A 12994-nucleotide genomic window follows, 5' to 3' on the forward strand; every position below is an offset into this window, starting at 1 on the left:
ATTCTATAAATGTACTTATTTTTTAAAAAGAAGTAAAAAATCTTAATACTTTAAATCTGCAGGTTCAATAAAAGCTATTTCTGGGTTGTAAATTTCTTTAATGTATTGTTTTATTTCTTCTAAAAATTCGTTTAATTTTTCTTGGGTTATTAATGTATCTGGTTGCCTGTAATTAGACGAGAAATTAATAGATAAAAACCCTTTGTTTAAATTTTTAAAGGAATAAATTCCTGCTGTTAACGGTTGTTTAAAATCGTAGTTTTTACTTCTTGTAAACAACAATGCGTACAATAAAACCTGAATGGCTTTGTGGAATTTATCTTCTCGTAAATCGTTGTAATTTACAACTCTTAAATTCGACGCATCTACCATTCCTGTTTTGTAATCTATAATTCGAAACTCGCCATTCAACTGATCTACTCGATCTACTTGTCCGTGTATTTTTATTGGAAAATCAATGCCATCAATGGTTATTTCTGTGGCTAAATTTTCTTCTGTGGCTAAAATTTTAAGCTGATTATTTGTGTTTAATACCGACTTTTTTTCTTGCTGTAAAAAATTCATCACAAATCGATTTGCAACTTCAAAAATTAAGCGGTTTTTTCCAGTAGAAATGTCTCCATTTTTAAAATGAGTTTTAAAGTGTTTTTCTACCAAATTTTTCGCTTTACCTTCCATTTTTAAAACATTTTCTGCACTTAAAAATTTGCCCACAAATGGGGTGTATAATTCGTCTAAAGTTTCGTGAACAACGGTTCCTAATGTGTTAAAAGCTACAGTTTCTTCAACGTCGTCGAACTCTTTTAGTTTTAAAATTTTCTGTTTGTAAAACGAAATAGGATTGTGCAAATAATTCGTAAAAGCAGAAGGAGAAATTCCTTTTTCTGCCAATGTTTTTAATGGCTCGAAAATCGATTTGTTTTTACAAACTTGTTTTAATTTAATATTTTCTGAAACCACTTCTGGCGAAACTATTTTTTGAACAATGCCAGGTTTTAACATTTCTAATTGAGTTACAAAGCGGCTTTTTTCTCCGCTTCCAAAAACGTCGTGTTCTGTATTGTATAAAATAAAAACGTTTTTTGCTCTTTGTAATAATCTAAAAAAATGATACGAAAAAATAGCATCTTTTTCTCTGTAAGTTGGCAAACCAAAAGCGACTTTTACATCAAAAGGAATAAACGAATTTTGTTGCGAACTTGCGGGTAAAACGCCTTCGTTTGTAGATGTTAAAATTACGTTTTCGAAATCTAGCACACGTGTTTCTAACATGCCCATTAATTGCAATCCTTTTAACGGTTCTCCTTGGAAAGACAAGGTTTCTGTGGCAATTAACTGTCTAAAAAATAAGGCTAAGGTTTTTAAATCTTGAAAATAATTATATTCTAAATGCAAGTTTTTTAACTGTGTAAAAACCGTATAAAAACGGAATAAATATTCTTTTTCTAAATCTGTAGTTTCTTCTTTTAACAGATAAATAAGGTCTAAAATTCGCTCAATAAAATCTAAAATTGAAGAAAATGGAGTAAAAATAGTACCTACAACTTTTCTTATTTCTTTATTACTCTTTTCTAATAATTGGTCTATGGTTTTTTTTGAAATAAAGGTTAAATTTTCTCTGGCAATTTTATCGCAAAAATCATCTACAATGGCAGTTTCTTTTTCTATTAGTAATTTATAAATCGCCTGATTTTTAAAAAACCGAACAACATCTTTGTAGTAAAACTCATTGGTGGCAGTTTTTTGCAACTTTTCTTGAGAAGTAAACAACTGAAATATCGAAAAAATTAACGTTGTTGTTGGAATATCTTTTAACGGATATCCCATAGTAATGTTAATGGCATTGATGTTTTTAGGAAGTGAATTTAGCGTAATTGGCAACAACGTTTCGTCTGCCATTACCAAAGCAGTATTATTAAAATTTTCGAACTGCTCTAAAATTTCTCCTGCATATTTTATTTGAGTCGTGTTTTTAGAAGCCCCAATTACTTGAATGTTTTTCGGTTCAGAAAATGAATTACCAAGTGTTTTTAAATCGTGTTTTTCGTAATATTTCCACTCTTTTTTATACTTTCTAATAAAAGTACCTGCTTGATGATTGGATTTAAAAAATGCTTCATCCAAGTCCCAATAAATCTCTGAATTTCCATTTTCTAATACTTTTTGAAACAAGAATTCTTCTGCTTTGTTTAAAGCATTAAAACCGATAAAGAATATTTTTTTATTGGAATTTTCTTCTAAAAAAGCAACTATTTTTTTTGAAGCTTCTCTGTACATAATTCCTTGATATCCTATCTTTTTTTCCAATAAAAAAGCGTAAAAAACAGGATAATATTTATGCAATCTTTCTAAAAAAGCATAGTGGTCTTTTACCAATTCTGTTTCTTTAAATGTGCCTGTAACCGACCATTTTTTTAATCGTTGAATGTCTCTTAAATACACAAAAATTTCTTTTGTATCTATTAAATGTTGGTCGAGTTCGTTAAAATCTTGCAAAACCGTAAACGCCCAAGAAGAGAAAACATCAAACAAATCTGGATTTTCTTCTACGCTTTTATAAATCGTATAAAAGTGAAATAATAACTGAATGTTATCTACTTTTTCTATGCCAGAAACTTGTTGTACAAATTGTTCGATATTTAAAATTTCAGGCAAAAAACCGATAGAAATTTTATCTTTTAGCGTCTGTTTTACAAATACTTTTGCTCTTTGAGAAGGCAATACAAATAGTACGTTCTCAAAAGAAGTGGTCGTTTTTAAAATATCGTCTAAAGTTTCGGAAATAAAAGATTGCATAGAAATTTTTAACATTCGAAATGAATTTCTAAATTACAAAAAACTTACTTTTATTGGTGTTAAATCTTTAATTTTAATTTTGATGAAAAACGAATTAAAAATTGTGGGTATTCAGGCTGATTTGGTTTGGGAAAATCCGGCTAAAAACATTGCTTTTTTTGAACAAGAAATCGAAAAGTTAAACTCGGATGTAGATTTGATTGTTTTGCCAGAAATGTTTACTTCTGGTTTTACCATGCATCCAGAAAATGTTGCCGAAAAAATGGATGGTTGTACGATTTCTTGGTTGCAAAAAATAGCTTCTAAAAAACAAACAGCTATTTGTGGTAGTTTGGTGATTAAGAGATCTTTCGAATCCGATCAAGATAACATTAGATATTATAATAAATTTGTGTTTGTTTTTCCTTCTGGAGAAATTGAAACATATGATAAAAGACATTCTTTTACTTTGGCTGGAGAAGATAAAGTGTACACCTCTGGTTGTAAAAAACTGATTATCGAATACAAAGGGTGGAAAATTTGCCCGTTAATTTGTTATGATTTGCGTTTTCCTGTTTGGGCAAGAAATACCGAAAATTACGATTTATTATTGTTTATAGCCAATTGGCCTGTTGTAAGAATAAAAGCTTGGGATACGCTTTTAAGAGCGCGTGCAATTGAAAACATGTGTTATGTTATGGGTGTAAATAGAACAGGAAAAGATGCGAATAATTACCAATATTCTGGAAATTCTTTAATTATAGATTATTTAGGTAAAGAACTTTCTTCTTTAGGTGAAAATGAAGTTGGAAATATTACTGCAACTATTTTTAAGGACAAGCAAGAAAGTGTGAGAGAAAAATTGGGGTTTTTAAATGATCGAGATTATTTTTCAGTTCAAATTTAAGCTTTAAAAAATTACTACATAGGGACATGAAAACATAGAGTTGATATGGAGTTATACCTTAAAAATTGATATTTAATAGCCCAAAAAGGGTTTTGGTATTCTAGAATGAAAAAGGCCTCACAGGTTTTGGAAACCTGTGAGGTCTGTGTATTTAAAAAATATAGAAATTCTTTTTTATTCTATTGGTTTGCAAACAAGTTTAGCCCAGATTGAACGGTTTGTTTGAGCTCTTTTTTATTCTTTTTTGAATAAAAAAAGCGAGTAGTGAAAGCTGGAAATAGCTCCTAATAAAACTATGCAGGAATCATCCATTTGAAATTAAACTTGGTATCTGGAATTACAATTCTTTCTGTAATTCTGTACATTCTGTCTGGTAATTTCATTAGATAATCTCTCGCTTTTTCTGCTTCTGGGGTAAGGTTTGTAATCTTATCAATTTCCCACATGGTGTTTAATTTTCTTAAAATATCTACGTAATCGAAACCTGTATAAACGCCTATTCTTTGGGCTACTGCAGAGAAATCGTCGAATAAACTGCCTTTTGCGCCAAAAGATTCGCGCAAATGCATTGCTGGCATTACGATTTTATGTTTCATCATGTGTTGGAAAGCCAACATCATTTCACTTGGATCGATTTTAAAAATTTCTTTTACAAAATGTGCGTATGCTTGGTGATGACGCATTTCGTCTCCAGCAATAATTTTAGACATTTTTGCTAAGGCTTTGTGGCCTTTTTTACGTGCTATTTTTGCTACATTGTTATGAGAAACATAGGTTGCCAATTCTTGAAATGTTGTATATACAAAGTTTTTGTAGGGATCTGTAGAGGTTCCAATATCGAAACCATCTGCAATTAAATGTTGTGTAGAAATTTCTACTTCTCGCATATTTACACGACCCGATAAATACAAGTACTTGTTTAGTGTGTCTCCATGCCTGTTTTCTTCTGCGGTCCAGGTTCTTACCCATTTTGCCCAGCTGTTGTCTGGGTCTTGGCTTACTCCGTCTAAATCTAACAACCAAGATTCGTAGGTGGGTAAGGCTTCTTCTGTAATGGTGTCTCCTACCAAAACTACCCAAAAATCGTCGTGCAATTCTTTAGAGATTTCTCTTATTTCTTCGACTTCGGTAATAAACGAATCTTTTTGCGAGTTTGGTAAAAAGTCTGTTGGTTGCCAGATTTTTTCTGCAGGAATTAAATACCTTTCCATAAAGGTATTCATGCTTTTTTCTAGCTGCAACATTACTTCTTTTCTAATATTTTTAATTGTGGACATCTATTTTATTTTATGTGTTCTTTAATTACCTTTTCTGTTTTTTCTAATAATTCTTCAAACGGTAAAGAACCGATTTTTATTGGCTCGTGTGTGGTAATGGTTATTGGGCTACCTAAACCTAGTGGAAATTTTCCGTATTTAAAAACTTTCCACGAGTTATTTATGGTTAAAGGCACAATATAGCCTTCTTTATTATATTTTGTGATTACTTTTAAGCCATTAATAGCAAATTTTTTGGGTTTGCCATTTCTACTTCTTGTACCTTCTGGAAAAATAATGGCTCCCCATTTATTTTTGTTGATTCTCTTTGAAAAATTTACCAATTCGCTAATTGCTTGTTTTGGGTCTTTTCTGTTGATTAGTGCTGCACCTCCATTTCTTAAATTGTAAGATACGCTTGGAATGCCTTTTCCTAATTCGATTTTTGCGACAAATTTTGGGTGTTGTTTTCTAAAAAACCATCCTATTGGCGGAATATCGAACGTAGATTGATGGTTTGATACGAATATGACAGAAGTATCTTCTGGTATTTTGTATTTGTTAATCAGTCTTATTGGAACTCCAATTATTAGCATCGATTTTACTAGGGAAAAGTTTAAAGCAGCAACAACTGCATCGTGTGCTTTATGACCAAATATATTTAAACTTAACCATTGTAATGGATGAAAGATAATTAGCAATAAAAAAAACACCAATACAAAGATTGGTGATAGCATGTAACTTACTATTTTCATTCTTATAACCAGTTATTCCAAGGTATTCTTGAAAGTATTAGTAACAACGCAAATCCGTAAAAGATGGCAAATGTTTTAAATTTTGCTGCATCTGTTGCTTTCTTTTTGTGTTTCGACCAGCCTATTGTGATTAAAACGATGGCTAAAATCATAACAATTGGGTGTTCTACTGCCAATAATCTTGTCGTTTTATCTGCCATAGCTCCTCCAGCATCATTTTTTAGTGCTTTATACCAAGGAGACATAAAATACCATCCTAAACCTATTAAAAGTTGAATATGAGAGACAATAAGGGTAAACAAACCTAAACGCAAGTCTTTGTCTTTAAATGGTTTCTTTTGCGTTAATCCAATAATTGCATTTATTACTGTAAATATTAAAATTGCCAGTACTAAATATGCCCAGTAAGAGTGCACATCTTTCATCATAATAGTTCGTTTTATTAGTTCTTACAAAGTTACTAATTTTTATGCATAAAAAAACCACCTCTGTTGAGGTGGTTCTTGATTTAAATATAAAATTATATTAAAAGTTGTATCGAGCTGTAAAGTTCCATGTTCTTCCGAAACCAAAAAACAATTTGTTATCTGTATTGATTCCTCTATAGGTCTCAAAATTTCCTCTTCTACCTACTTCGTAATTCGTAGCAGATTCAGCAATATATTCCTCATCAAATAAGTTATTAACATTTAATCTAAAATTAATTGATTGACTTTCTGTAAGGTTCCATTTATAAGAAAGTCCTAAATCTGTTAAAGAATAACCAGGTAGTTCAATTGCTGGATCTAAAGTTGTTGCATCATCACTTAAAGAGTCGTCAATTACTAATGCCGAGAATAATCTATCGTTAAATCTCTGATTAATATCTATTTTAAAGTTTTCAAACGGTTTTACATCAAAACCTATTCTAAAAATAGACTGTGGAGAGTTGCCTACTTTTACATCTTCTACATCTAAATCAATAGTTCCTATTGGGTTTTGAAAATCATCAAATGCAGTACCAGTAATTCTATCTTTATATCTCCAATTACCAACTGAGGCTGTACCTAAAAGCCTTACCTGATCTGTAACATCAAAAGTAAAATCTAACTCAGCTCCTGTATGTAATTGAGTTATTCCTTGTAATTGAGCATTACCTTCTTCTCCTTGAGCGTTTTCAAAACCAAAGAAAACAAATCTATCTTTCCATTGCGTTCTGTAAACATTTACATTTGCTTTAAATCGTTCCGATTTAATACCATAACCAAGTTCTACACCAAATACTTTTTCATTCACAGCATCTGGATTTATATCGTTTCTAAAGTTTAAAAAGATTGCATCAAAAAATGGCTGTTTAGAGTAGTACCCTATGTTACCAAATACATTATGTACTTCATTAATGTTCCAGTTAAGACCTGCTTTTATGTTGCCACCAATAAAGTTTTGCCAATTAGTTTCTTGGGCTGGATCTGAATCTAAATAGTTAAAGAAATCAATTCTCTTATATCCTTGTTGAGAAATTGCAGCTTGAACAAAAGCAGAAATATTATCTTTTTTGTACTCTAATTGTGTAAAAGTACCAAACCAACGTACTTTACCGTCATTGTGATAGTTGATTTTTTCTTCATCATCAGTATCTCTAAATACATTCCATTGACTTGATAAGTCAGAAGAATATTCAGTTGTTAATGTATTTAAAGGTTTATTAATGTTATCATTATCACGATAACCATCAGCCCCTAATAAATTATCAATTCTTCTATAGTGGATACCTCTATAAGAACGTAAATCGATACCAAAATCTAAGCTTAAGTTTTCGTTTAATTCAACATTGTAGTTCGATAATAAACCATACCAATTGTGAGAGTTAACAGATGCTCTTCTAATAAATCCATTTCTTCTTTCTAAACCTGCAGGAATATCTGTGCTTCTTAGTCCGTCGTCATTTACAATAAAAGTACCAGTTGTAGGATCTGGTGAATTAGCGTAAGAGTAACCACTTGCAAAGTTACCCCCTTGTCCAGAATTTGCTTTTACGATTTCATCCCATTGTACTAAACCGGTATTAGGATCTCTAAATCTACTTGAGCTTGCAAAATTTCCACCTAAACGACCAATATCACCTGTTCCTCCACCTCTACCAAAAGATACGTAAGCAGATGTAGTTAAAGAAGATTTTTCATTGATATTCCAGTTCCAATTAATAGAGGTTAAAGGTTTATGATAAAAGTTTTTTCTCCAATTAAACTCCTTTCCATTTAAATAACCATGATTATAGTTGTATTTTTTTCCATACCTTAAATAATCACTTAAAGTGGCCATGTTAAAAAAACTCGTGGTTCTTTGATTGTGTGTTTGGGGAGCGCCTGTTAATAAAAACTGTAAGTCATGATTATCATTTAACTCCCATCCTAAACCAATAAAGTAGTTATAGCCCTCAAATTGAGTACCATCAACATATCCATCTCCAGCAGTTCTACTAAGTAAAACTGAAGCTGCAAAACCATTTTCATTTTTACCTGTTGAGTAGCTTACTAAGTTTTTAAAGTACCCATCATTCCCAATAGAAGACATAACAGTACCACCTTGTTTTTTATCTGTTGTTTTTGTTACGATGTTTATTGTACCTCCAACAGAAGAAATTGCTAGTTTAGAAGAACCTAAACCTCTTTGTACTTGCATAGCTGTGGTAACATCTGCTAAACCTGCCCAGTTAGACCAAAAAACTCTTCCATTTTCCATATCGTTAACAGGAACACCATTAATTAAAACTGCAATGTTTTCTTGAGAAAAACCTCTAATATCAATTCTAGCATCTCCAAAACCCCCTCCAGATTTTGTTGCATAAACTGATGGTGTATTACTTAAAATTTCAGGAAATTCTTGAGATCCTAATTTTTCTTGAATTTCAGAAGCCTTAATAGTAGAAACTGCAACAGGCGTCTCTCTATCTTTAGCAATATCAATAATTCCTTTAATAACTATTTCTTCTAAAGAATTTGCGTCTTCTTCAAGTTTGATAGTTCCTAAGCTTGCTTTTGCAGAAGAAAAAGCAACTTCTTTTGTTTTGTAACCAATAAAAGAAACTGCAATTGTTCCTGAGTTTGTTGTTGCTCTTAAAGTAAAATTCCCATCAAAATCTGTTGATGTACCGTTTGTTGTACCTTTTACAACAACACTAGCTCCTGGTAATGGTTGGTTGGTTTCATCTACAACCTTTCCTGTAAGTTTTGTTTGCCCCAAAACTGTCGCCGTTACAAAAAATAACAGTACAAATAATAAGTTTTTAAAATGTTTCATTTTTAAATTTTAGATTATTTTAATTTTCTGCAAAATTCTTTCTTTTACCCATTTATAATGTTAATTTAATGTTAAGCTTTAACAAAAAATTAAGATATCTAAAATCGCTAAAATAAGTATTATTATCTGACAATCAATAAATTACATATCTATAAATTTATCAATCAAAATGAAAAAAAGGTTACTATTTTAAAAACTTTATTTTAAAAACAACTAATTACTGTTTATTTAATAGTTTTTTTGCTAATTCTTTACCTAATTCTACACCAAATTGGTCGTAACTGTAAATATTCCATAGAATGCCTTGGGTGTAGATTTTATGTTCGTATAAAGCGACTAATTTACCTAAAGAACGAGGGGTAAGTTTATCAAAAAGAATTGCATTGCTTGGTCGGTTTCCTTCGAAGACTTTAAAGGGTAATAATTTTGCAACTTTATCTTTATCGCCAGAAAATTTTAACTCTAAATGTACTTCTTCTTTGGTTTTACCAAAAGCCAAAGCGTCCATTTGTGCATAATAATTGGCCATTAATTTTTTATGATGATCTGTTAAACCGTATAAAGATTCTTTGTAACCAATAAAATCGGCAGGAATTAATTTGGTTCCTTGATGCACCAACTGCATAAATGCGTGTTGCATATTGGTACCTGTACTACCCCAAACAATGGTACCTGTTTGGTAGTTTATTTTATCGCCATTTCTATCTACTCCTTTCCCATTACTTTCCATAATGGCTTGTTGTAAATAGTCTGGTAATTTTTTTAAGTATTGTGTGTAAGGTAAAACTGCTTCTGTTTCTGCTCCATAAAAATTATTATACCAAATGCTTAATAAGGCTAAAATTACAGGAATGTTTTTATCGAAATCTGTATTTTTAAAATGCACATCCATTTCTTCTGCTCCATCTAATAAAGCTCGGTAATTATCAAATCCGACAGATAAACTGATAGACAAACCCACTGCAGACCATAAAGAAAAACGACCTCCAACCCAGTTCCACATTGGAAAAACGTTTGCTTTGTCTATTCCGAAATTATCTACTGCTTCTAAATTTGTTGAAACCGCCACAAAGTGTTTGGGAATATCGAAAATTGTTGCCGATTTTAAGAACCAATTTTTAATGGTTTCTGCATTTGTAATGGTTTCTTGCGTGGTAAATGTTTTAGACACAATTACAAATAACGTTGTTTCTGGGTTTAGTTTTTTTATAATTTCTGAAACGTGATCTCCATCTATATTTGAGACAAAATGTGTTGTTAAATGATTTTTATAATATTGTAACGATTCTACAATCATATCTGGGCCTAAATCGCTTCCACCAATACCAATGTTTACAATATCTGTAATCGATTTACCTGTAAATCCTTTCCATTTTCCAGAAATAACTTTGTTGCTAAAGCTTCTAATTTTTCTTAAAGCAGTTTGTATTTGGGGTTTTACGTTTTTTCCGTTTACCAAAACTGGGGTTTCAGTAGTGCTTCTTAAAGCTGTGTGTAACACTGCTCTACCTTCTGTAACGTTAATAATTTCTCCACTAAATTGCTTTTCAATCGCATCTTTTAAATCGACTTCTTTGGCTAATTCTACTAATAAATCAATGGTTTCTTGCGTGATTCTATTTTTAGAAAAATCGACTAATAAATCGTTAAATTCTATAGAAAAATCTTGTTTTCTATTTTCATCTTTATACAAATCTTTAATATTGATATTCTTTACATCATTAAAGTGATTTGTTAATTTTTGCCACGCATTTGTTTGGGTCGGATTGATGTTTTTTAATGCCATTTCTTTAATTTTGTGCAATTTCTTCTGTGATTTTTGAAGGCTCTTTTGTAGGTAATTGATTGTAATCTAATTGATATTTTAAAGGTTCTATAAACTTTAAAAATCTTGGTTTTATATTTTTATGCAATGGTTCTGCTTCTGGTAATTTTGTTTTTGGGCTTAAAGGATCTACCTGTCTTCCATTTTTCCAAAAACGATAACAAACATGAGGGCCTCCTGTATTTCCTGTCATACCAACAGTACCAATTACTTGCCCTTGTTTTACGTAATCTCCTTTTTTTACTTTGCGCTTTTTCATATGCAAATATTGTGTAGCGTAAGTACCATTATGTTTTATTTTCACATAATTTCCATTGCCTCCTTTTCTTCTAGACTCTATAACTGTACCACTTGCAGTAGCTATAATTGGTGTGCCTATATTTGCTGCAAAATCTGTTCCTTTATGAGGTTTAACTTTGTAACCATAATATGCGATTCTTCTTTTTAAATTATATCTAGATGAAATTCTATATTGAAACTTTATAGGAGATTTTAAGAATTGGCTTCTTAACATATTGCCATTTTCGTCGTAATATTCTGGGATGCCTTTTACAGAATCTGCCACAAAACGAAAAGCATACAGGTCTTGATTATTGTGTTTAAAAACAGCCGATTTTACATTGCCATAACCTGCGAATAAAGAGTCTTTTATAAATTTTTCTTCAAAAATAATTTTAAAAGAATCTCCTTTTTGAAGTTTGTAAAAATCTAACGTCCAGGCATAAATATCTGCTATCGTGTAGGTTAAATTTGGCGATAAATGCAAACTATCCATGGCATTTGAAAGGTTAGAATATATTTTACCTTCTACAATTCTTTCTACCGTTTTTATGGGTTGCAAAAAGGTGTGTGCTTTTACAATAGAGTCTGAAAAATCGACAACTGTCGCTCGAATTTTATCGTTTTTGTAAATAAAAACTTTTGCTTCTTCTAAAGAATCTTTACTTGCTAAAATCGTATAAGGCTTGCCTGCTCTTACTCTTCTAACATCAAAAATATCTTTAATGGATGTCGCGATATTATTAATTTTTGGGTAGCTAACATGATGTCTATCTAATATATACCCAAAACTCTCGCCACTTTTTATGGTGTCTTGAATTACTTTATAATCGTTAATTTTATAACCATACCTGTAAACCGGTTTTGGTTTTACGGGTTTAGATGTTGGAACTGGCTTTTTTTTATCAGTATTACATGCTGAAAAAACAATTATAAACAATAAAAGGTGTAGTGCTTTTTTCAAAAAAATGGGTGTAATTTTATAAGTTGCCCAAAAGTACAAATAAAATTGATTTATTTTAAATCTAACCCACTAAGTTCTAATAATAGATTCGTTAAAGTTTTTATAATTTTACAAGAAGTACATTCTTAATTTGTTTTAAACAGGTTTGCCAACCCTTTATACTGCTCCAATTCTGCTCGTAAAGAACCTACAGATAAATCTGCTTTTAATTTAATTGGAATTTTATTAGCATCGTCTGTAATCCAAATGGTAACACTTTCTTTTGCTTTAAAAACTCGTCCAGATTGAACAAGTGGTCTAAAAATTAAGGTATTTACATCTCCAAATCTTGTATCTAAAACTTCTCTTCCTAAAAAACGAAGCTTAAAAGGATAAATTTGCGCGTCCATAAACATATCGATGGCAATTTCGTCTCCTTTTTTCATATTTTTAAAATCTTGATTTCTCAAATAGTAAAAAGAAGATAACATATCTTGTACATTCGAAAAAGCAACAGAAGTGTCTTTTTGTTTTATAAAGTCTTGAACATAAGCTTTGTTAGAAGTATAATTAAAAGAGGTGTTTCTGTGTTTTTTATAACCACCTTCATCTATTTTTCTTTTAAATAAATAAGGTTTTACTTCTTTTTTATCGAAATAAGATTCGTAAACATCATCTACTTTAAAAAACCATTTTATCATTCCAGATGTCCATCCAGAGCCTTTGGTATGAAACACTTTTTTTCCATTTAACTCTGTTTCATTTACTTCTAAAACTGCAGTTCCAGCTCTAAAAAAACCACTGTAACTCATTTTATAACGAAGCGATTCTCCACTTTTAAAGGCGTGTTTTTCTTCCTGTGAAAATCCAAAGAAAGTTAAAAATAAAACGAGTACTAGTATTGTATTTTTTTTCATAGTTGTCAAACTTATAAAAAAGTTACGACAATTACCATTCCAAAAAAGAAAAAAGTTA

Annotated in this window: 9 protein-coding genes; 1 reads left to right on the forward strand and 8 read right to left on the reverse strand. The window is 30.9% G+C overall.

Annotation, left to right across the window (positions count from 1 at the left end; translation table 11 throughout):
- Positions 1–42 precede the first annotated feature (42 nt).
- The gene (locus tag JL193_RS07425; RefSeq protein WP_207973415.1) at positions 43–2796 is read right to left on the reverse strand and encodes a PD-(D/E)XK nuclease family protein; all 2754 of its coding nucleotides are present in this window, start codon (positions 2794–2796) and stop codon (positions 43–45) included.
- Positions 2797–2878: 82 nt separating this feature from the next.
- On the opposite strand from JL193_RS07425, the gene JL193_RS07430 reads away from it, so the two are divergent.
- Entirely contained in the window at positions 2879–3682 is an 804-nt protein-coding gene (locus tag JL193_RS07430) for a nitrilase family protein (RefSeq protein WP_207973180.1), read from the forward strand.
- 293 nt (positions 3683–3975) lie between these two features.
- On the opposite strand, the gene JL193_RS07435 is transcribed toward JL193_RS07430, so the two are convergent.
- The 7 genes from JL193_RS07435 to JL193_RS07465 form a co-directional block, all read right to left on the reverse strand.
- The gene (locus JL193_RS07435) at positions 3976–4959 is read right to left on the reverse strand and encodes an acyl-ACP desaturase (protein ID WP_207973181.1); all 984 of its coding nucleotides are present in this window, start codon (positions 4957–4959) and stop codon (positions 3976–3978) included.
- 5 nt (positions 4960–4964) lie between these two features.
- Positions 4965–5693, reverse strand: coding sequence for a lysophospholipid acyltransferase family protein (locus JL193_RS07440; protein ID WP_207973182.1), 729 nt, complete (start codon positions 5691–5693; stop codon positions 4965–4967).
- Positions 5694–5695: 2 nt separating this feature from the next.
- Positions 5696–6118, reverse strand: a complete 423-nt coding sequence (locus JL193_RS07445; RefSeq protein ID WP_207973416.1) for a hypothetical protein — start codon at positions 6116–6118, stop codon at positions 5696–5698.
- 100 nt (positions 6119–6218) lie between these two features.
- Positions 6219–8972, reverse strand: coding sequence for a TonB-dependent receptor (locus JL193_RS07450; protein ID WP_207973183.1), 2754 nt, complete (start codon positions 8970–8972; stop codon positions 6219–6221).
- A gap of 217 nt (positions 8973–9189) precedes the next feature.
- A complete protein-coding gene (gene pgi, locus JL193_RS07455) occupies positions 9190–10758 on the reverse strand; it encodes a glucose-6-phosphate isomerase (RefSeq protein ID WP_207973184.1) in 1569 nt (522 codons plus the stop codon).
- 4 nt (positions 10759–10762) lie between these two features.
- Positions 10763–12040 carry a peptidoglycan DD-metalloendopeptidase family protein gene (locus tag JL193_RS07460; RefSeq protein WP_207973185.1) on the reverse strand — a complete coding sequence of 426 codons (1278 nt, stop codon included), beginning with the start codon at positions 12038–12040 and terminating at the stop codon, positions 10763–10765.
- A gap of 125 nt (positions 12041–12165) precedes the next feature.
- Entirely contained in the window at positions 12166–12936 is a 771-nt protein-coding gene (locus JL193_RS07465) for a DUF3108 domain-containing protein (protein ID WP_207973186.1), read from the reverse strand.
- Positions 12937–12994 lie beyond the last annotated feature (58 nt).

It is taken from the genome of Polaribacter batillariae (genome assembly GCF_017498485.1).
Classification (GTDB): Bacteria; Bacteroidota; Bacteroidia; order Flavobacteriales; family Flavobacteriaceae; genus Polaribacter; species Polaribacter batillariae.

Coding starts and splice junctions, on each gene's coding strand:
- JL193_RS07430 (WP_207973180.1), top strand. CDS start 2,879: ATGAAAAACGAATTAAAAATTGTGGGTATTCAGGCTGATTTGGTTTGG.
- JL193_RS07435 (WP_207973181.1), bottom strand. CDS start 4,959: ATGTCCACAATTAAAAATATTAGAAAAGAAGTAATGTTGCAGCTAGAA.
- JL193_RS07450 (WP_207973183.1), bottom strand. CDS start 8,972: ATGAAACATTTTAAAAACTTATTATTTGTACTGTTATTTTTTGTAACG.
- JL193_RS07465 (WP_207973186.1), bottom strand. CDS start 12,936: ATGAAAAAAAATACAATACTAGTACTCGTTTTATTTTTAACTTTCTTT.
- JL193_RS07425 (WP_207973415.1), bottom strand. CDS start 2,796: ATGCAATCTTTTATTTCCGAAACTTTAGACGATATTTTAAAAACGACC.
- JL193_RS07440 (WP_207973182.1), bottom strand. CDS start 5,693: ATGAAAATAGTAAGTTACATGCTATCACCAATCTTTGTATTGGTGTTT.
- pgi (WP_207973184.1), bottom strand. CDS start 10,758: ATGGCATTAAAAAACATCAATCCGACCCAAACAAATGCGTGGCAAAAA.
- JL193_RS07445 (WP_207973416.1), bottom strand. CDS start 6,118: ATGAAAGATGTGCACTCTTACTGGGCATATTTAGTACTGGCAATTTTA.